The 19,599-nt window shown below is 55.1% G+C and carries 28 protein-coding genes; all 28 read left to right on the plus strand.

What is annotated here, in order from left to right; all coding sequences use genetic code 11:
* Positions 1–45: 45 nt before the first annotated feature.
* The 28 genes from rpoC to infA all read left to right on the plus strand — a co-directional run bounded on the left by rpoC (position 46) and on the right by infA (position 19,577).
* Positions 46–4,239, plus strand: coding sequence for a DNA-directed RNA polymerase subunit beta' (rpoC, locus tag PQU96_RS10095; protein ID WP_272772218.1), 4,194 nt, complete (start codon positions 46–48; stop codon positions 4,237–4,239).
* A 151-nt stretch (positions 4,240–4,390) separates the two neighbouring features.
* Positions 4,391–4,762, plus strand: coding sequence for a 30S ribosomal protein S12 (gene rpsL / locus PQU96_RS10100; RefSeq protein ID WP_047968369.1), 372 nt, complete (start codon positions 4,391–4,393; stop codon positions 4,760–4,762).
* A 104-nt stretch (positions 4,763–4,866) separates the two neighbouring features.
* Entirely contained in the window at positions 4,867–5,337 is a 471-nt protein-coding gene (rpsG, locus tag PQU96_RS10105; RefSeq protein WP_047968368.1) for a 30S ribosomal protein S7, read from the plus strand.
* Between the two features lie 27 nt (positions 5,338–5,364).
* The gene (gene fusA, locus PQU96_RS10110; protein ID WP_272772219.1) at positions 5,365–7,464 is read left to right on the plus strand and encodes an elongation factor G; all 2,100 of its coding nucleotides are present in this window, start codon (positions 5,365–5,367) and stop codon (positions 7,462–7,464) included.
* 72 nt (positions 7,465–7,536) lie between these two features.
* Positions 7,537–8,727, plus strand: coding sequence for an elongation factor Tu (gene tuf, locus PQU96_RS10115; RefSeq protein ID WP_272772214.1), 1,191 nt, complete (start codon positions 7,537–7,539; stop codon positions 8,725–8,727).
* A gap of 18 nt (positions 8,728–8,745) precedes the next feature.
* Positions 8,746–9,057, plus strand: a complete 312-nt coding sequence (rpsJ, locus tag PQU96_RS10120; protein WP_047967708.1) for a 30S ribosomal protein S10 — start codon at positions 8,746–8,748, stop codon at positions 9,055–9,057.
* Between the two features lie 143 nt (positions 9,058–9,200).
* Positions 9,201–9,845 (plus strand): 50S ribosomal protein L3, encoded by a 645-nt coding sequence (gene rplC, locus PQU96_RS10125; protein WP_047967707.1) that lies wholly within the window; start codon positions 9,201–9,203, stop codon positions 9,843–9,845.
* Positions 9,845–10,465 (plus strand): 50S ribosomal protein L4, encoded by a 621-nt coding sequence (gene rplD / locus PQU96_RS10130; protein ID WP_047967713.1) that lies wholly within the window; start codon positions 9,845–9,847, stop codon positions 10,463–10,465. Before rplC ends, rplD begins: the two co-directional genes overlap by 1 nt.
* Entirely contained in the window at positions 10,462–10,770 is a 309-nt protein-coding gene (gene rplW, locus PQU96_RS10135; protein ID WP_047967712.1) for a 50S ribosomal protein L23, read from the plus strand. Before rplD ends, rplW begins: the two co-directional genes overlap by 4 nt.
* A gap of 11 nt (positions 10,771–10,781) precedes the next feature.
* The gene (gene rplB / locus PQU96_RS10140; RefSeq protein ID WP_082133789.1) at positions 10,782–11,615 is read left to right on the plus strand and encodes a 50S ribosomal protein L2; all 834 of its coding nucleotides are present in this window, start codon (positions 10,782–10,784) and stop codon (positions 11,613–11,615) included.
* 7 nt (positions 11,616–11,622) lie between these two features.
* Positions 11,623–11,901: a 30S ribosomal protein S19 gene (rpsS, locus tag PQU96_RS10145; protein WP_047967705.1), complete on the plus strand. Its 279-nt coding sequence runs from the start codon at positions 11,623–11,625 to the stop codon at positions 11,899–11,901.
* 9 nt (positions 11,902–11,910) lie between these two features.
* Entirely contained in the window at positions 11,911–12,240 is a 330-nt protein-coding gene (rplV, locus tag PQU96_RS10150; protein ID WP_047967704.1) for a 50S ribosomal protein L22, read from the plus strand.
* 10 nt (positions 12,241–12,250) lie between these two features.
* Positions 12,251–12,955, plus strand: coding sequence for a 30S ribosomal protein S3 (gene rpsC / locus PQU96_RS10155; RefSeq protein WP_047967703.1), 705 nt, complete (start codon positions 12,251–12,253; stop codon positions 12,953–12,955).
* Positions 12,939–13,358, plus strand: coding sequence for a 50S ribosomal protein L16 (gene rplP / locus PQU96_RS10160; protein WP_047967702.1), 420 nt, complete (start codon positions 12,939–12,941; stop codon positions 13,356–13,358). The genes rpsC and rplP overlap by 17 nt, the downstream gene beginning before the upstream one ends.
* Complete coding sequence (rpmC, locus tag PQU96_RS10165) at positions 13,355–13,543, plus strand: 50S ribosomal protein L29 (RefSeq protein ID WP_047967701.1); 189 nt, start codon at positions 13,355–13,357, stop codon at positions 13,541–13,543. The genes rplP and rpmC overlap by 4 nt, the downstream gene beginning before the upstream one ends.
* Position 13,544: 1 nt before the next feature.
* Entirely contained in the window at positions 13,545–13,802 is a 258-nt protein-coding gene (gene rpsQ, locus PQU96_RS10170; RefSeq protein WP_189375511.1) for a 30S ribosomal protein S17, read from the plus strand.
* Between the two features lie 189 nt (positions 13,803–13,991).
* Positions 13,992–14,360, plus strand: a complete 369-nt coding sequence (gene rplN, locus PQU96_RS10175; RefSeq protein ID WP_047967699.1) for a 50S ribosomal protein L14 — start codon at positions 13,992–13,994, stop codon at positions 14,358–14,360.
* A gap of 11 nt (positions 14,361–14,371) precedes the next feature.
* Positions 14,372–14,686 (plus strand): 50S ribosomal protein L24, encoded by a 315-nt coding sequence (gene rplX / locus PQU96_RS10180; protein ID WP_189375509.1) that lies wholly within the window; start codon positions 14,372–14,374, stop codon positions 14,684–14,686.
* 9 nt (positions 14,687–14,695) lie between these two features.
* Positions 14,696–15,235: a 50S ribosomal protein L5 gene (rplE, locus tag PQU96_RS10185; protein WP_047967711.1), complete on the plus strand. Its 540-nt coding sequence runs from the start codon at positions 14,696–14,698 to the stop codon at positions 15,233–15,235.
* Positions 15,236–15,239: 4 nt separating this feature from the next.
* Positions 15,240–15,545: a 30S ribosomal protein S14 gene (rpsN, locus tag PQU96_RS10190; RefSeq protein WP_189354322.1), complete on the plus strand. Its 306-nt coding sequence runs from the start codon at positions 15,240–15,242 to the stop codon at positions 15,543–15,545.
* A gap of 13 nt (positions 15,546–15,558) precedes the next feature.
* Complete coding sequence (gene rpsH / locus PQU96_RS10195; protein WP_047967697.1) at positions 15,559–15,954, plus strand: 30S ribosomal protein S8; 396 nt, start codon at positions 15,559–15,561, stop codon at positions 15,952–15,954.
* Positions 15,955–15,966: 12 nt separating this feature from the next.
* Positions 15,967–16,500 (plus strand): 50S ribosomal protein L6, encoded by a 534-nt coding sequence (gene rplF, locus PQU96_RS10200; protein ID WP_272772221.1) that lies wholly within the window; start codon positions 15,967–15,969, stop codon positions 16,498–16,500.
* 13 nt (positions 16,501–16,513) lie between these two features.
* Positions 16,514–16,867 (plus strand): 50S ribosomal protein L18, encoded by a 354-nt coding sequence (rplR, locus tag PQU96_RS10205; protein WP_047967695.1) that lies wholly within the window; start codon positions 16,514–16,516, stop codon positions 16,865–16,867.
* A 12-nt stretch (positions 16,868–16,879) separates the two neighbouring features.
* Complete coding sequence (gene rpsE / locus PQU96_RS10210) at positions 16,880–17,398, plus strand: 30S ribosomal protein S5 (RefSeq protein WP_047967694.1); 519 nt, start codon at positions 16,880–16,882, stop codon at positions 17,396–17,398.
* Positions 17,391–17,576, plus strand: coding sequence for a 50S ribosomal protein L30 (gene rpmD, locus PQU96_RS10215; protein WP_047967693.1), 186 nt, complete (start codon positions 17,391–17,393; stop codon positions 17,574–17,576). Before rpsE ends, rpmD begins: the two co-directional genes overlap by 8 nt.
* 1 nt (position 17,577) lies before the next feature.
* Complete coding sequence (rplO, locus tag PQU96_RS10220) at positions 17,578–18,012, plus strand: 50S ribosomal protein L15 (RefSeq protein ID WP_047967692.1); 435 nt, start codon at positions 17,578–17,580, stop codon at positions 18,010–18,012.
* Positions 18,013–18,022: 10 nt separating this feature from the next.
* The gene (gene secY, locus PQU96_RS10225) at positions 18,023–19,339 is read left to right on the plus strand and encodes a preprotein translocase subunit SecY (protein ID WP_272766799.1); all 1,317 of its coding nucleotides are present in this window, start codon (positions 18,023–18,025) and stop codon (positions 19,337–19,339) included.
* A 19-nt stretch (positions 19,340–19,358) separates the two neighbouring features.
* Entirely contained in the window at positions 19,359–19,577 is a 219-nt protein-coding gene (gene infA / locus PQU96_RS10230) for a translation initiation factor IF-1 (RefSeq protein WP_189375503.1), read from the plus strand.
* Positions 19,578–19,599: the final 22 nt, after the last annotated feature.

A 19,599-nucleotide genomic window follows, 5' to 3' on the forward strand; every position in this document is an offset into this window, starting at 1 on the left:
CCTGCGGCCAACGTTGGCCGCAGGCTCCTCCTGAATGGAGACGCAATGAAAGCTCTGCTCGATCTCTTTAAGCAAGTTACGCAAGAAGAAGAGTTTGATGCGATTAAGATCGGCATCGCCTCCCCGGACAAGATCCGTTCCTGGTCGTTCGGTGAAGTCAAGAAACCGGAAACCATCAACTACCGGACATTCAAGCCGGAGCGTGATGGCCTGTTCTGCGCCCGTATTTTCGGGCCGGTAAAAGACTACGAGTGCCTGTGCGGCAAGTACAAGCGCCTGAAGCATCGCGGCGTGATCTGCGAGAAGTGCGGCGTTGAAGTTACCCTGTCCAAGGTGCGTCGCGAGCGCATGGGCCATATCGAACTGGCGTCGCCGGTTGCGCATATCTGGTTCCTGAAGTCGCTGCCATCCCGTCTGGGCATGGTGCTGGACATGACCCTGCGCGATATCGAACGCGTACTGTACTTCGAAGCCTTCGTGGTAACCGAGCCTGGCCTGACCAGCCTGCAGCCACGTCAGCTGCTGACCGAGGAAGACTACCTCGACAAGCTGGACGAGTACGGTGAAGAATTCGTCGCCCTGATGGGTGCCGAGGCCGTTCGCGAACTGCTCAAGCGTCTGGACCTGACTTCCGAAGTCGAAACCCTGCGCAGCGAGCTGCAATCCACTAGCTCCGATACCAAGATCAAGAAGATCGCCAAGCGCCTGAAGGTGCTGGAGGCATTCCAGCGTTCCGGCATGAAGCCGGAATGGATGATCATGGAAGTGCTGCCGGTGCTGCCGCCGGAGCTGCGTCCGCTGGTACCGCTGGACGGTGGCCGCTTCGCGACCTCCGACCTGAACGACCTGTACCGCCGCGTCATCAACCGTAACAACCGTCTGAAGCGCCTGCTGGAACTGCGTGCACCGGACATCATTGTGCGCAACGAGAAGCGCATGCTGCAGGAATCGGTTGACTCGCTGCTGGATAACGGCCGTCGTGGCAAGGCGATGACCGGTGCCAACAAGCGTCCACTGAAGTCGCTGGCCGACATGATCAAGGGCAAGGGCGGTCGTTTCCGTCAGAACTTGCTGGGTAAGCGCGTCGACTACTCCGGTCGTTCCGTGATTACCGTGGGCCCGACCCTGCGTCTGCACCAGTGCGGTCTGCCGAAGAAAATGGCGCTGGAACTGTTCAAACCGTTCATCTTCCACAAGCTGGAAGTGCTGGGCCTGGCTTCCACCATCAAGGCGGCCAAGAAGCTGGTCGAGCAGGAAGTGCCGGAAGTATGGGACATCCTGGAAGACGTGATCCGCGAACATCCGGTCCTGCTGAACCGTGCACCAACGCTGCACCGTCTGGGTATCCAGGCGTTCGAACCGCTGCTGATCGAAGGCAAGGCCATTCAGCTGCATCCGCTGGTCTGCGCGGCATTCAACGCCGACTTCGACGGTGACCAGATGGCCGTCCACGTGCCGCTGTCGCTGGAGGCGCAGATGGAAGCCCGCACCCTGATGCTGGCCACCAACAACGTGCTGTCGCCAGCCAACGGCGAGCCGATCATCGTGCCGTCGCAGGATATCGTGCTGGGTCTGTACTACATGACCCGCGACAAGGTAAACGGCAAGAACGAAGGCATGGTCTTCGCCGACACCTCCGAAGTGCATCGTGCCTACGAGACGCGTCAGGTTGAACTGGCTACCCGTATCACCGTGCGCCTGAAGGAATGGGTCAAGGACGAGCAGGGCGAGTTCCAGCCGGTGATCAAGCGCTACGACACCACCGTTGGCCGCGCCATCCTGTCGGAGATCCTGCCTAAGGGTCTGCCGTTCGAGTACATCAACAAGGCGCTGAAGAAGAAGGAAATCTCGCGCCTGATCAACGGCTCGTTCCGTCGTTGCGGCATCCGCGACACCGTGATCTTTGCCGACCAGCTGATGTACACCGGTTTTGCCTACTCCACCCGTGGCGGCATCTCGATTTGCGTCGACGACATGCTGATCCCGGTGAAGAAGACCGAACTGCTGGGCGAAGCCAACAAGGAAGTCAAAGAGATCGAAGAGCAGTATCGTCAGGGTCTGGTGACCCAGGGCGAACGCTACAACAAGGTAGTCGACATCTGGGGTCGCACCGGCGACAAGATCGCCAAGGCGATGATGGACGGTCTGTCCACGCAGAAAGTCATCGACCGCGAAGGCAAGGAAGTCGATCAGGAATCGTTCAACTCGATTTACATGATGGCCGACTCCGGTGCCCGTGGTTCCGCGGCACAGATCAAGCAGCTGGCCGGTATGCGTGGCCTGATGGCGAAACCGGACGGCTCGATTATCGAAACGCCGATTACCGCCAACTTCCGCGAAGGCCTGACGGTTCTGCAGTACTTCATTTCGACGCACGGTGCCCGTAAGGGTCTGGCTGATACCGCACTGAAGACCGCGAACTCCGGTTACCTGACCCGTCGTCTGGTCGACGTGACCCAGGATCTGGTGGTGATCGAGGACGATTGCGGCACCAGCAACGGTTTCGCGATGAAGGCTGTGGTACAGGGCGGTGACGTGATCGAACCGCTGCGCGACCGTATCCTGGGCCGCGTAACAGCGACCGACGTGGTGGATCCGTCCAGCAACGAGACAGTGATCGAAGCCGGCACCCTGCTGGATGAAAGCCTGATCGAGCTGATCGACAGCCTCGGCATCGACGAAGTCAAGGTTCGTACCGCCATCACTTGCGACACCCGCTACGGTCTGTGCGCACAGTGCTACGGTCGCGACCTGGCGCGCGGCAAGCGCGTCAACGCCGGTGAGGCAGTCGGCGTGATCGCGGCCCAGTCGATTGGTGAGCCGGGTACCCAGCTGACCATGCGTACCTTCCACATCGGTGGTGCGGCGTCGCGAAATGCCGCTGCCAGCCAGGTAGAAGGTAAGTCCAACGGTACCGTACGCTTCAACAGCCAGATGCGTTACGTGGCCAATAGCAAGGGCGAGCTGATTGTGATCACTCGTTCCGGCGAAGTGGTGATCCACGACGACGTTGGCCGCGAGCGCGAGCGTCACAAGGTGCCGTACGGCGCCACCCTGATGGTGACCGACGGTCTGACCATCAAGGCCGGTGCAGTGCTGGCAACGTGGGACCCGCACACTCGTCCGATCATCACCGAGTACGCTGGTCGCGTGAAGTTCGAGAACGTGGAAGAGGGCGCCACCGTAGCCAAGCAGACCGACGAAGTCACCGGCCTGTCGACCCTGGTGGTGATCGACTCCAAGCGTCGTGCAACCGCACAGTCGAAGATGCTGCGTCCGCTGGTGAAACTGCTGGACGACAACGGTAATGAAGTGAAACTGGCCGGTTCCGATGCTTCGGTATCGATCACCTTCCAGGTTGGCGCGATCATTACCGTGCGCGACGGTCAGGAAGTGGGCAAGGGTGAGGTGCTGGCGCGTATTCCTCAGGAATCGTCCAAGACCCGTGACATTACCGGTGGTCTGCCGCGTGTGGCCGAGCTGTTCGAAGCCCGTTCGCCGAAAGATGCCGGCATGCTGGCCGAGGTGACCGGTACCGTTTCCTTCGGTAAGGACACCAAGGGCAAGCAACGCCTGATCATCACCGATCTGGACGGCTACGCACACGAAAGCCTGATCCCGAAAGACAAGCACGTACTGGTGCACGATGGTCAAGTCGTGAACCGCGGTGAAGTGATTGTTGACGGTCCGGTGGATCCGCACGACATCCTGCGTCTGCAGGGTATCGAGGCACTGGCGCGCTACATCAGCCAGGAAGTGCAGGAAGTTTACCGTCTGCAGGGCGTGAAGATTAACGACAAGCACATCGAGGTGATCGTTCGCCAGATGCTGCGTCGCGTAATCATCACCGACAACGGCGATACCGATTTCATCATCGGTGAGCAGGTCGAGCGTGCCGAAGTGCTGGAAACCAACGACAACATGATTGCCGATGGCAAGATGCCGGCCCAGTACGACAACGTACTGCTGGGTATCACCAAGGCATCGCTGTCGACGGATTCCTTCATCTCCGCAGCCTCGTTCCAGGAAACCACTCGTGTACTGACCGAAGCGGCGATCATGGGCAAGAAGGATGATCTGCGCGGCCTGAAGGAAAACGTGATCGTGGGTCGCCTGATTCCTGCCGGTACCGGTCTGGCCTACCATCGCAACCGTCGTCGCCTGAGCGAGAACGGTGACGCGACGACCGAATCGTCGGCACTGGAATCCGAGATCGAAGTTAGCGACAACCAGCTGTAATTAGCCGGTTTTGCAAAAAACGCTGCACATTCAATGGTTAACATTGGGTGTGCAGCGTTATTTTATTGACGCTGGCAGTTGACCAAAATATAATCCACGATCTTCTCGGTGGTATGGTGCCGCCGAAAGATTCAATTAGGAACTGATAGTAATGCCAACCATTAACCAACTCGTTCGTAAAGGCCGTGCCCCGGTTGTTTCGAAGAGCAAGGTGCCAGCACTGGAGGCCTGCCCGCAGAAACGTGGCGTATGCACCCGTGTTTACACCACTACCCCTAAGAAGCCGAACTCCGCTCTGCGTAAAGTATGCAAGGTTCGTCTGACCAACGGTTTCGAAGTGATTTCGTACATCGGCGGTGAAGGCCACAACCTGCAAGAACACTCGGTCGTGCTGATCCGTGGCGGTCGTGTAAAAGACTTGCCAGGTGTGCGTTACCACACCGTTCGCGGCTCCCTGGATACTGCTGGCGTTAAAGACCGTAAGCAGGCTCGTTCCAAGTACGGTGCCAAGCGTCCTAAGTAATTGTTACTTGGGTCGTCAGCGGCAGCATTTGCTGTCGAGTAAGTGGCTGCTCCATTGAGTAGTCGCGAGCATGAAGCTCAACTGAATAGATTGAAGGAATTGAAATGCCAAGACGCAGAGAAGTCCCGAAGCGCGATGTCCTGCCGGATCCGAAGTTTGGTAGCCAGGATCTGTCCAAGTTCATGAACGTTGTGATGATCGACGGCAAGAAGTCGGTTGCCGAACGCATCATCTACGGCGCCCTCGAGCAAATCGAGAAGAAGAGCGGCAAGAACGCTCTTGAAGTATTCAATACTGCACTGACTAACGCCAAGCCGGTTGTTGAAGTTAAGAGCCGTCGCGTTGGTGGTGCAAACTATCAAGTTCCTGTTGAAGTACGTCCATCCCGCCGTATGGCCCTGGCAATGCGCTGGTTGCGCGATGCCGCACGCAAACGTGGCGAGAAGTCCATGGATCTGCGTCTGGCTGGCGAGCTGATGGATGCGGCTGAAGGCCGCGGCGGCGCCATGAAGAAGCGCGATGAAGTGCATCGTATGGCTGAAGCCAACAAAGCATTCTCCCACTTCCGCTTCTAATACTCATCCTGCGAAAGGATTCTGGCCGTGGCTAGAAAAACTCCTATTGAACGGTACCGTAACATCGGTATCTCGGCGCATATTGATGCGGGTAAAACCACCACTACAGAACGTATTCTGTTCTATACCGGTGTGAACCACAAAATCGGTGAAGTGCATGATGGCGCGGCCACCATGGACTGGATGGAGCAGGAGCAGGAACGCGGTATCACCATTACCTCGGCTGCGACTACCACCTACTGGAAGGGCATGGCTCTCCAGTTCCCGGAGCACCACTTCAACATCATCGACACCCCGGGTCACGTGGACTTTACCATTGAGGTAGAGCGTTCCATGCGTGTTCTGGACGGTGCGGTAATGGTTTACTGCGCGGTGGGTGGTGTACAGCCTCAGTCCGAGACTGTATGGCGCCAGGCCAACAAGTACAAAGTGCCACGCATTGCCTTCGTGAACAAGATGGACCGTCAGGGTGCCAACTTCTTCCGTGCCGTAGAACAGGTGAAAACCCGTCTGCGCGGCAATCCGGTGCCTATCGTGGTGCCTATCGGTGCCGAAGAAGGCTTTACCGGTGTGGTCGACCTGCTGAAGATGAAAGCCATCATCTGGGACGAAGCTTCCCAGGGTATGAAGTTCGAATACGGCGACATCCCGGCTGATCTGGTAGCGGTTGCTGAAGAGTGGCGCGAGAAGATGGTTGAAGCGGCGGCGGAAGTCGACGAAGACACCATGAACAAGTACCTGGAAGGCGAAGCGCTGAGCGAAGAAGAAATCGTTCACGGCCTGCGTCAGCGTACCCTGCGTTGCGAAATCCAGCCGATGCTGTGCGGTTCCGCGTTCAAGAACAAGGGTGTTCAGCGCATGCTGGACGCGGTTGTTGAGCTGCTGCCTAGCCCGCTGGACGTGCCACCGGTTCCGGGTGAACTGGACGACGGTACTCCAACCACTCGCGAAGCTTCCGACACTGCCCCATTCTCTGCGCTGGCGTTCAAGCTGATGAACGACCCGTACGTTGGTCAGCTGACGTTCTTCCGTGTGTACTCCGGTGTGGTTAACTCCGGTGACACCGTGCTGAACTCGGTCAAGGGCAAGAAAGAGCGTATGGGCCGTATCGTGCAGATGCACGCCAACGACCGTAAGGAAATCACTGAAGTTCGTGCCGGCGACATCGCTGCCGGTATCGGTCTGAAGGAAGTGACTACCGGTGAAACCCTGTGCGCCCTCGATGCTCCTCTGATCCTGGAACGCATGGAATTCCCGGAACCGGTGATTCACGTTGCCGTTGAGCCAAAAACCAAGGCTGACCAAGAGAAGATGGGCGTTGCCCTGAACCGCCTGGCCAAGGAAGACCCGTCGTTCCGCGTGCGTACCGACGAAGAATCCGGTCAGACCATCATTTCCGGTATGGGTGAACTGCACCTGGAGATTCTGGTTGACCGCATGAAGCGCGAATTTGGTGTGGAAGCCAACGTTGGCGCGCCGCAGGTTGCCTACCGCGAAACCATCACCAAGACCGTTACTGACGTGCAAGGTAAGCATGCCAAGCAGTCCGGTGGTAAGGGTCAGTACGGTGATTGTACGATCACTCTGGAGCCGTCCGGCGAAGGCGAAGGCTACAAGTTCATCGACGAGATCAAGGGTGGTGTGATTCCTCGCGAATTCATTCCTTCGGTTGACAAGGGTATCCGTAACTCGCTGAATAACGGTATTCTGGCGGGCTTCCCGGTAGTCGACGTAACTGTGCGTCTGACTTTCGGTTCCTACCACGATGTCGACTCGTCGCAGATCGCCTTTGAACTGGCCGGTTCCATCGCCTTCAAGGAAGCCATGCGTCGCGCCGGTCCTTGCATCCTCGAGCCGATGATGGCCGTGGAAGTCGAGACTCCGGAAGAGTACATGGGTGACGTGATGGGTGACCTGAACCGTCGTCGCGGTATCGTTCAGGGTATGGACGATGATGGTCTGGGTGGAAAGAAGATCAAGGCCGAAGTTCCGCTGGCCGAGATGTTCGGTTACTCCACTGACCTGCGTTCCGCAACCCAGGGTCGTGCAACCTACTCGATGGAGTTCAAGCACTACTCTGAAGCTCCTAAGCATGTTGCCGACGCAGTGATGACTGCTCGTAAGTAATTTGGCGCGCAAGGTTGGCCGCATGCGGCCAACCTTGTAACTGTTTGTTCTTTATTTTAGGAATTTTGCAAAATGGCAAAAGAAAAGTTTGCGCGGACCAAGCCGCACGTAAACGTTGGTACCATCGGTCACGTTGACCACGGTAAAACCACTCTGACTGCAGCGATCACCACCATTCTGTCGAAGAAATTCGGCGGTGAAGCGAAAGATTACTCGCAGATCGACAGCGCGCCAGAAGAAAAAGCACGTGGTATCACCATTAACACTGCTCACGTAGAGTACGAGACCGAAACTCGTCACTACGCTCACGTTGACTGCCCAGGTCACGCTGACTACGTGAAGAACATGATTACCGGTGCTGCGCAGATGGACGGCGCGATCCTGGTTTGCTCCGCAGCTGACGGCCCAATGCCGCAGACTCGCGAACACATCCTGCTGTCCCGTCAGGTTGGCGTTCCGTACATCATCGTCTTCCTGAACAAGGCTGACCTGGTTGACGACGCTGAGCTGCTGGAACTGGTTGAAATGGAAGTGCGTGACCTGCTGTCGTCCTACGACTTCCCAGGCGATGACACTCCGATCATCACCGGTTCCGCTCGTCTGGCGCTGGAAGGCGACCAGTCCGAATACGGCGAGCCAGCAATCTTCCGTCTGGCCGACGCACTGGACAGCTACATCCCGACTCCGGAGCGTGCTGTTGACAAGCCGTTCCTGCTGCCAATCGAAGACGTATTCTCGATCTCCGGCCGTGGTACTGTTGTGACCGGTCGTGTAGAGCGCGGTATCGTTAAAGTTGGTGAAGAACTGGAAATCGTTGGCCTGAAGGCTACTGCCAAGACTACTTGCACCGGCGTGGAAATGTTCCGCAAGCTGCTGGACCAAGGTCAGGCTGGCGACAACGTAGGCGTGCTGCTGCGTGGTACCAAGCGTGAAGACGTTGAGCGTGGTCAGGTTCTGGTTAAGCCGGGCTCGATCAAGCCGCACACCACCTTCACCGGTTCGGTGTACGTTCTGTCCAAAGAAGAAGGTGGTCGTCACACTCCATTCTTTGCTAACTACCGTCCACAGTTCTACTTCCGTACGACTGACGTGACTGGTGCGGTTAGCCTGCCAGAAGGCGTGGAAATGGTTATGCCAGGCGACAACGTGGAAATCAAGGTTGAGCTGATTGCTCCGATCGCGATGGAAGAAGGTCTGCGTTTCGCCATCCGTGAAGGTGGTCGCACCGTTGGTGCTGGCGTTGTTGCCAAAATCATCGCCTAATCGGAAGCCGAGAACGATATGCAAAGCCAAAAAATCCGTATCCGTCTGAAAGCTTTCGATTACAACCTGATCGACCGCTCCGCACAGGAAATCGTTGAAACTGCCAAGCGCACTGGTGCCGTTGTCAAGGGCCCGGTTCCGCTGCCGACCAAAATCGAGCGTTTCAACATCCTGCGTTCCCCGCACGTGAACAAGTCGTCCCGTGATCAGCTGGAAATCCGTACGCACCTGCGTCTGATGGACATCGTTGATCCGACCGACAAGACTGTCGATGCGCTGATGAAGCTGGACCTGCCAGCCGGTGTGGATGTAGAAATCAAGCTACAGTAACAGCACTATTTCATGCGCTGTGAGCTAAGTGCTTGCGGTTATTGAATTTTATTGTTACATTAGCGGACTCACCATTGTGGTGAGTCCGCTTTTCTTTTGAGTAAGCCGGTCAATCGTAATCGGCGCCTGTAAAGGAAATAAACATGACTTTAGGTCTGGTCGGTCGCAAAGTCGGCATGACCCGCATTTTTGCTGAAGATGGTGCAACCATCCCGGTAACTGTGCTGGATATGTCCGCAAACCGCGTATCGCAAGTAAAGACTGCTGAAACTGATGGCTACACTGCCGTTCAGGTTGCAGCAGGTGTTCGCAAGGCAAATCGTGTAACCAAGGCTCAGGCCGGTCACTTTGCCAAAGCTGGCGTTGATGCCGCTCGCGTTATGCGCGAGTTCCCTCTGTCCGCAGAGGCTCTGGCATCGCTGAACGTTGGTGATGCCATCTCCGTCGAGATTTTCCAGGTTGGCCAATTGGTCGACGTAACTGGTACCTCGAAAGGTAAAGGCTTCTCCGGCGCCATCAAGCGTCACAACTTCAGTTCCAACCGCGCTTCGCACGGTAACTCTGTTTCTCACAACTCCGCCGGTTCCATCGGTCAGGCGCAAGATCCGGGTCGCGTTTTCCCGGGTAAGCGTATGGCTGGTCAGTACGGTAACGTCAAGAGCACTATCCAGTGCCTGGAAGTTGTCCGTGTTGATGTGGAGCGTCAACTGCTTCTGGTTAAGGGTGCTGTACCTGGTGCCAAGAACGGTGATGTAGTGGTGCGTCCTAGCGTGAAGGCAGGTGCATGATGGAATTGAAAGTGATCAACGCCCAGGGCCAGCAAGTTGAAGCCCTGCAAGCCTCTGAAGCACTCTTCGCCCGTGACTACAACGAAGCGCTGGTGCATCAGGTAGTAACTGCATTCTTGGCAAATGCGCGCAGTGGTAACCGTGCGCAGTTGACTCGTGCTGAAGTTAAACACTCCACCAAGAAGCCATTCCGCCAAAAAGGCACCGGTCGCGCTCGCGCCGGTATGACTTCCTCGCCACTGTGGCGTGGTGGTGGTCGTGCGTTCCCGAATTCGCCTGACGAAAACTTCACGCACAAGGTTAACCGTAAGCAATACCGTGCCGGTATGGCTACGATCCTGTCGCAGCTGGTACGTGACGAGCGTCTGATCGTCGTGGACAGCCTGACAGTTGAAACGCCAAAGACAAAGGAATTCGCCGCCAAGGTGAAATCCCTGGGTCTGGATCGTGCTCTGTTCATCACTGGCGAGCTCGACGAGAACCTGTATCTGTCTTCCCGCAACTTGCCAAACGTCCTGGTGATTGAAGCTCAACAAGCTGATCCGTTCAGCCTTGTTCGTTTCAAGAAGGTTGTTATCACCCGTGATGCCATCAAGCAACTCGAGGAGCAATGGGCATGAATCAGGAACGTTTGCTGCAAGTAATTTTGGCGCCGGTTGTTTCTGAAAAGAGCACCATGGTTGCCGAGAAAAACCAGCAGGTGGTATTCCGCGTGGTTGCCAACGCAACCAAGCCTGAAATCAAGGCTGCCGTTGAACTGCTGTTCAACGTCAAGGTTGATGGCGTTTCCACGCTGAATGTTAAGGGCAAGTCCAAGCGTTTCGGCCGTTTCGTCGGCAAGCGCAAAGACTGGAAAAAGGCTTACGTGAGCCTTGCCCAAGGTCAAGAAATCGACCTGACCGCTACCCCTGTTGCTGCGGAATAAGGAGATAGACTATGGCTCTGGTAAAAGTAAAACCGACGTCTGCTGGTCGCCGTGCTGTTGTCAAGGTAGTAAACCCTGACCTGTACAAAGGCCGCCCGCACGCCGCACTGGTTGAGAAGAAAAACTCGACCGGTGGCCGTAACAACAACGGCCACATCACTACCCGTCACATGGGTGGTGGTCACAAGAAACAGTATCGCATCATCGATTTCCGTCGTAACAAAGACGCGGTTCCGGCCAAGGTTGAGCGTATCGAATACGATCCAAACCGTACAGCCAACATCGCGCTGCTGTGCTACGCGGATGGTGAGCGTCGCTACATCATTGCCCCACGCGGCGTAAAGGTTGGTGCTGAGCTGATGTCCGGCTCCGAAGCTCCGATCAAAGCTGGTAATGCCCTGCCAATCCGCAACATCCCGGTTGGTACCACTATCCACTGCATCGAGCTGCAACCAGGCAAAGGCGCGCAAATCGCACGTTCCGCCGGCTGCTCCGCCATGCTGCTGGCTCGTGAAGGCATCTACGCTCAGCTGCGTCTGCGCTCTGGCGAGATCCGTCGTGTACACGTTGACTGCCGCGCCACCGTTGGCGAAGTGGGCAACGAAGAGCATAGCCTGCGCAAGATTGGTAAGGCCGGTGCAAACCGTTGGCGCGGTATCCGCCCAACTGTTCGCGGTACTGCCATGAACCCGGTTGACCACCCACACGGTGGTGGTGAAGGCCGTACAGGTGAAGGTCGTGTTCCTGTTAGTCCGTGGGGTACCCCGACTAAGGGCTTCCGTACACGTCGTAACAAGCGCACTGACAACATGATTGTACGTCGTCGCTTCTCGAATAAAGGGTAATTGAGCTATGGCACGTTCGCTTAAAAAAGGCCCGTTCGTTGACCTGCACCTGCTGAAAAAAGTGGATGCGGTACGTGCAACGAGCGACAAGCGTCCAATCAAGACTTGGTCGCGCCGTTCGACGATTTTGCCTGACTTCATCGGTCTGACCATTGCGGTTCATAACGGTCGTACGCACGTTCCGGTGTATGTTTCCGAAAACATGGTTGGCCACAAGCTCGGTGAATTCTCGCTGACTCGTACCTTCAAAGGCCACGCGGCTGACAAGAAGGCCAAGAAGAAATAAGGTGATGCGATGAGAGTTTCTGCACAACTTAATAATGCACGCCTGTCGGCACAAAAATGCCGTCTGGTTGCAGACCTGATCCGCGGCCAAGCCGTCGGCCAGGCACTGAATATCCTGACCTTCAGCCCGAAAAAGGGTGCCGCGCTCATCAAGAAGGTGCTTGAGTCCGCTATCGCCAATGCTGAGCATAACGAAGGCGCTGATATCGACACCCTCAAGGTGACTTCCATCTACGTTGATAAGGGTCCTAGCCTCAAGCGTTTCTCCGCCCGTGCCAAAGGCCGCGGTAACCGCATTGAGAAGCAGACCTGCCATATCACGCTCAGTGTTGGCAACTAAGGGGTAAGCTATGGGTCAGAAGATTCATCCGACGGGTTTCCGTCTCGCAGTGACTAAAAACTGGTCTTCCAAATGGTTTGCAAATTCGCATGATTTTGCCGGCCAGCTGAAGCAAGACATCGAAGTACGCGAGTTCCTGAAGAAGCGCCTGGCGCACGCTTCGGTAGGTCGTGTTGTTATCGAGCGTCCAGCCAAGTCCGCACGTATTACCATCCACAGCGCCCGTCCAGGTGTTGTTATCGGTAAAAAAGGCGAAGACATTGAAGTTCTGAAGAAAGAACTGCAGCGTCGTCTTGGTGTGCCTGTGCACGTCAATATCGAAGAAGTTCGCAAGCCAGAGATCGATGCTCAGATCATCGCTGACGGTATCGCATCGCAGCTGGAAAAGCGCGTGATGTTCCGTCGTGCCATGAAGCGTTCCATGCAAAATGCAATGCGCATGGGGGCTCAGGGCATCAAGATCATGAGCTCGGGTCGTCTGAACGGTATCGATATCGCTCGTAGCGAATGGTACCGCGAAGGCCGCGTGCCTCTGCACACTCTGCGTGCAGATGTTGACTACGCTACTTCTGAAGCTCACACCACCTACGGTGTTATCGGCATCAAGGTATGGGTATACAAGGGCGATATCAAGCCAGGTCAAGTCCAGGCTGCCCCTGTAGCACCAGAGAAGAAATCCAGAAAGGCAGGAGCTCGAAATGCTGCAGCCAACTAGACTGAAATACCGTAAACAGCAGAAAGGTCGCAATACTGGTATCGCGACCCGCGGCAACAAAGTTAGCTTCGGCGATTTTGGTTTGAAAGCAATCGGTCGTGGTCGTCTGACTGCCCGTCAAATCGAAGCTGCTCGTCGTGCTATGACTCGTCACATCAAGCGTGGCGGTCGTATCTGGATCCGTGTGTTCCCAGACAAGCCAATCACTTCCAAGCCAGCCGAAGTTCGTATGGGTGGGGGTAAGGGTAGTCCGGAATACTTCGTGGCCGAAATCCAGCCAGGCAAAATGTTGTACGAGATGGACGGTGTTGCCGAAGAACTGGCACGCGAAGCCTTCCGTCTTGCAGCTGCCAAGTTGCCTATTCCGACAGTGTTTGTAATTAAACAGGTGGGTCAGCAATGAAAGCATCCGAACTGAGAGCGAAAAGTGTTGATGAGCTGAAGGCTGAGTTGCTTGGTTTGCTGAAGGCGCAATTTGCACTGCGCATGCAGCACGCAACTCAACAGCTCGCCAAGAATAGTGAGCTGAAAAAGGTGCGCCGCGATATCGCCCGTACCCGCACTGTTCTGAAAGAAAAGGCTGCCTGAGATGAGCGAAACTAAAGTAGTCCGCACGCTGGTCGGCAAAGTAGTCAGCGATAAGATGAACAAGACCGTTACTGTTCTGGTAGAGCGCAAAGTTAAGCACCCTATCTACGGTAAAATTGTTCGTCGCTCCAAAAAGTTTCACGCTCATGACGAGACCAACCAGTACAAAACTGGCGACGTCGTTGTGATCAGCGAAACTCGTCCACTCTCCCGGACGAAAACTTGGGTTGTGACCTCACTGGTAGAGCGCGCAGTTTAATCTGTGTGTGATGCTTGCAGAGGGGCTTGCCCCTCTGTATAATGTGTGATTCGGTGTTCAGCCGAAGTCATCCCTTACGGGGTCCAAGACTGGCCGTTGGATACGCCACCTTACTTTAGGTGGCGTTTCTTTCATCTTTCTCAGGGTGAAGGAAAGTGACGGAATTAAGTTGGATAGAAAGGTAATCAAATGATTCAAATGCAGTCCATTTTGGATGTTGCAGACAACACTGGTGCGCGTTCCGTTATGTGCATCAAGGTGTTGGGCGGCTCCAAGCGTCGCTACGCTGGCGTGGGCGACATCATCAAGGTGAGCATCAAGGATGCAGCACCTCGCGGTCGCGTGAAAAAAGGTGATGTTTACAACGCTGTTGTCGTGCGTACTGCCAAGGGCGTTCGCCGTCCTGACGGTTCGCTCATCAAGTTTGATGGCAACGCTGCAGTTCTTCTGAACAACAAGCTGGAGCCTATCGGTACCCGTATTTTCGGGCCGGTGACTCGTGAGCTTCGTACCGAGCGTTTCATGAAGATCGTTTCGCTCGCGCCAGAAGTGCTGTAAGGAGACCACAGATGCGCAAAATTCGTAAAGGTGATGAAGTCGTAGTAATCACCGGTAAAGACAAGGGCAAGCGCGGTTCCGTTCTGCGTGTCCTGGAAGGCAAAGTCGTAGTGGAAGGCATCAACCTGGCGAAAAAACACCAGAAGCCTAATCCGGTACGTGGTGTCGCTGGTGGCATCGTTGAAAAGACTATGCCGATTGATGTATCTAACGTCGCTATTTTCAATGCGGCCAGCCAGAAAGCTGACCGTGTAGGCTTCAAGGTGCTTGAGGACGGCCGCAAGGTGCGTATCTTCAAATCCACCGGCGAAGTTATCGGCGCGTAAGGGGTGAAGATGGCACGTCTGTACGATTTTTACAAAAACACTGTTGTACCAGAGCTGGTAAAACAGTTCGGTTACAAGTCCCTGATGGAAGTTCCGCGCATTGAGAAAATCACTCTCAACATGGGCGTGGGCGAGGCTGTAGCTGACAAGAAAGTTATGGATCACGCTGTTTCCGACCTGGAAAAGATTGCCGGTCAGAAGCCAGTTGTGACTACCGCACGTAAGTCGATCGCGGGCTTCAAGATCCGTGATCACTACCCGGTTGGTTGCAAAGTGACCCTGCGTCGTGAACGCATGTACGAGTTCCTGGATCGTCTGGTAACGATCTCGCTGCCTCGCGTACGCGACTTCCGTGGCGTTTCTGCCAAGTCTTTCGACGGCCGTGGTAACTACAACATGGGCGTTAAAGAGCAGATCATTTTCCCGGAAATCGAATACGACAAAATCGACGCTTTGCGTGGTATGAACATCACCATCACCACCACTGCAAAGACCGATGAGGAAGCCCGCGCTTTGCTGGCTGCGTTCAAATTCCCGTTCAAGGGCTAAGCACATGGCAACTCTAGCTTTGATTAATCGTGAAGAGAAGCGCGCTAAGCTCGTGGCTAAGTACGCCGGCAAGCGTGAAGCGCTCCTCGCTACCATCAATAACCAGAACCTGTCCGAAGAAGAGCGTTTTGCTGCTCGTCTGCAACTGCAGACCCTGCCGCGTAATGCTAGCCCGGTTCGTCAGCGTCGTCGCTGCGCACTGACTGGTCGCCCTCGCGGTGTATTCCGTAAATTCGGTCTGGCACGTAACAAGCTGCGCGAACTCGCTATGAAAGGCGAGATCCCGGGCGTGACTAAAGCCAGCTGGTAATAGGAGATACAGAATGAGCATGCAAGATCCTATCTCCGATATGTTGACTCGTATCCGCAACGCCCAACGTGCTGCTAAAGCCGTTGTTGCAATGCCTTCTTCCAAGCTGAAGGTGGCCATTGCTCAGGTGTTGAAGGAAGAGGGTTATATCGAGACTTTTTCTGTTACCGATGCTGATAAAAAGCCGGTTCTGGAAATCGAATTGAAGTACTACGTTGGTCGTCCGGTAATCGAGAAGATCGAGCGCGTTTCGCGCCCAGGTCTGCGCGTTTACAAGGGCTCCAACGAGATCCCTAAAGTAATGAACGGTCTTGGCGTCGCTATCGTTTCGACTTCAAGTGGTGTGATGACTGATCGTAAAGCACGTGCAGCCGGTATCGGCGGCGAACTGCTCTGCGTCGTAGCCTAATCGGAGGGTTGAATGTCTCGCGTAGCAAAAAACCCGGTAGTCATCCCTGCTGGCGTAGAAGTGAAATTCGGTGCTGAAGAAGTGACTGTAAAAGGCGCTCTCGGCTCTTTGAGCACAGCACTGTGTGCTGATGTTGAAGTCAAGCTGGTTGATAACCAGCTCGAATTTGCCGCCAAGAACGACAGCAAGTTCGCACGTTCCATGTCCGGAACCCTGCGTGCTCTGCTGAACAACATGGTCATTGGTGTTAGCAAGGGTTTCGAGAAGAAGCTGAACCTGGTGGGTGTGGGTTACCGCGCTCAAGCCCAGGGTGAAGCACTCAACCTGTCCCTTGGTTTCTCGCACCCGGTTGTTCACGCCATGCCAGCTGGCATCAAGTGTGAAACTCCGACTCAGACCGAGATTTTGATCAAGGGTGCCAACAAGCAGTTGGTTGGCCAGGTCGCAGCCGAGATTCGTGCTTACCGTTCCCCAGAGCCTTACAAGGGCAAGGGCGTTCGTTATAGCGACGAGGTTGTGGTTCTGAAAGAAACCAAGAAGAAGTAATTGAGGCCCTGAAATGGACAAGAAACAGACTCGACTCCGCCGCGCACGTAAAACCCGTGCCCGTATTGCGGAGCTCAAGGTGGCTCGTCTGTGCGTTCATCGCACTAACAGCCATATCTATGCTCAAGTAATTGACGCAACCGGTAATGTTGTTCTGGCTAGCGCCTCCTCCCTGGAGTCCGCCGTGCGTGCCGACCTGAGCAATGGCGGCAACACCGCTGCTGCTGCGGTTGTTGGCAAGAACATTGCTGAAAAAGCTAAGGCTGCTGGTATCAACCAAGTTGCTTTCGATCGTTCGGGTTTCAAATACCATGGCCGTATCAAAGCCCTGGCTGACGCAGCCCGTGAAAACGGTCTTGTATTCTAATCGGAGTTAAGAATGGCTAAGCACGAGATCGAAGATCGTGGCGATGGTCTGATCGAGAAGATGATCGGCGTAAACCGCGTCACCAAAGTGGTGAAGGGCGGTCGTATCATGGCCTTCTCGGCTCTGACCGTAGTTGGCGATGCTGACGGTGGTATTGGCATGGGCAAAGGGCGTTCGAAAGAAGTGCCGGTTGCCGTGCAAAAAGGTATGGAGCAGGCTCGCCGCAACATGATCAAGGTTCCGCTGAAAAACGGCACCATCCATCATGCGGTTGTCGGCAAGCACGGTGCGACCACTGTGTTCATGCAGCCAGCTAAAGAGGGTGCCGGTGTTAAAGCTGGTGGTCCTATGCGCGCTGTATTCGAAGCACTGGGCGTACACAACGTTACTGCCAAGATCCATGGCTCGACCAACCCGTACAACGTGGTTCGCGCCACGATTGACGGTTTGAGCAAAATGGCAACTCCTTCGCAGATCGCTGCGAAACGTGGCCTGACCGTTGCTCAGATTCTGGGAGCGGATCATGAGTGATGTTAAAAAAATCCGTGTGACTCTGGTTAAGAGTCTGATTGGTCGCATCGAGTCTCATAAAGCTTGCGCGAATGGTCTGGGTCTGAAGAAGATCAACCAAGTCGTTGAAGTGATTGATACTCCTGCTAACCGTGGCATGATCAACAAGATCAGCTACCTGGTTAAGAGCGAGGGTTAATATGCTGCTGAATACTATTAAGCCTGCAGCCGGTGCCAAACACGCGAAGCGTCGCGTGGGTCGTGGTATCGGTAGCGGTCTGGGTAAGACTGCTGGCCGTGGTCACAAAGGTCAGAAGAGCCGTGCTGGTGGCTTCCACAAGGTTGGTTTCGAAGGCGGTCAAATGCCTTTGCAACGTCGCCTGCCGAAGCGTGGCTTCAAGTCCCTGACTGCTGGCGATGTAGCCGAAGTTCGCTTGTCCGAACTGGCGCTGATGCCGGTTGACGAGATCGACCTGTTGTCCCTGAAGCAAGCCGGCATCGTGCCGACGCAAGCTCTGGGTGCAAAAGTCATCCTGTCCGGCAAGGTTGAGCGTGCTCTTAAACTGCGTGGCATCGCTGCCACCGCTGGTGCCAAGGCTGCAATCGAAGCCGCTGGTGGTAGCTTCGTAGAATAAGGTAAAGCTCGTGGCGAATGCTTCTCTAGTTGGTAATGCCAGTAAGTTTGGTGACCTCAAGCAGCGGATTTTCTTTTTGATCGGCGCGCTGATTGTTTACCGCATCGGTGCCCACGTTCCGGTGCCTGGTATCAATCCGGTAGAACTAGCGAAGTTGTTCCAGTCGTCACAGACGGGCCTGCTTGACATGTTCAACATGTTTTCGGGCGGTGCCCTGTCGAGATTTTCGGTGTTTGCCCTGGGCATCATGCCGTACATCTCCGCCTCCATCATTCTTCAACTTGCTTCAGAAATTGTTCCAACGCTGAAGCAGTTGAAGAAGGAGGGTGATGCTGGCCGTCGCAAGATCACTCAGTACACGCGTTATGCAACGCTCTTTTTGGCTACGTTCCAGAGTTTCGGTATTGCTGTCATGCTGTTCAAGCAACCGGAGCTGGTACTGAGTGGTCAGACCGAGTTTTATGTAACGACAGTGGTGACTCTGGTCACCGGCACCATGTTCCTCATGTGGCTGGGCGAGCAGATTACCGAACGTGGTTTGGGAAATGGTATTTCGTTGATCATCTGTTCGGGTATCGCCGCTGGCATCCCCGGATCGATCGGTAAGACTCTGACCCTGGCCAGCCAGGGCTCCTTGTCGATCCTGCTGGCGATTGCCTTGTTTGCAGGTGTGATTGCTGTCACTTACCTGGTGGTGTTCGTTGAACGCGGCCAACGTAAAGTGCTGGTCAACTACGCCAAACGACAGGTTGGCAACCGTGTGATGCAGGGTCAGTCGACGCATCTGCCGCTGAAGCTGAATATGGCCGGGGTCATCCCGCCGATTTTTGCATCCAGCATCATTCTTTTCCCGGCGACCGTACTGGGCTGGTTTGGTAATACCGAAGGCTTGGGTGTGCTGAAGTCTGTTGCAGACAAGCTGCATCCTGGTCAGCCGCTGTATGTTCTGCTCTATGCTGCTGCTATCGTTTTCTTCTGTTACTTCTACACCGCCCTTGTGTTCAATCCCAAGGAAACGGCAGATAACCTGAAGAAAAGCGGTGCGTTCATTCCGGGCATCCGTCCGGGTGAGCAGACGTCGCGTTATATTGAGAAAATCATTCTCCGTCTAACACTTATTGGTGCGATCTACATCACACTGGTTTGCTTGCTGCCGGAATTCCTGATCCTGAAGTGGAATGTACCGTTCTACTTTGGCGGGACTTCGCTGCTGATCATTGTTGTCGTGACAATGGACTTCATGGCGCAGGTTCAGTCCTATGTGTTGTCTCACCAGTATGACGGATTGCTCAAGAAGGCCAACTTCAAGGGCGCATCCGGTCGCTGACGGTCACGGTAGCAGTTTTATGGCTAAAGAAGATACCATCCAGATGCAGGGCGAGATCCTGGAAAATTTGCCTAGCGCAACTTTCAGGGTCAAGCTCGAGAATGGACACATTGTGCTCGGGTATATTTCCGGAAAGATGCGGATGCACTACATCCGCATCCTGCCGGGAGATAAGGTGACAGTCGAAATGACACCTTATGATTTGTCCCGTGCCCGTATTGTGTTCCGTGCGAAGTAGTCGCACTTGCTCTTTTCAGATA

The organism is Vogesella margarita, assembly GCF_028548475.1.
GTDB classification, from domain to species: domain Bacteria; phylum Pseudomonadota; class Gammaproteobacteria; order Burkholderiales; family Chromobacteriaceae; genus Vogesella; species Vogesella margarita.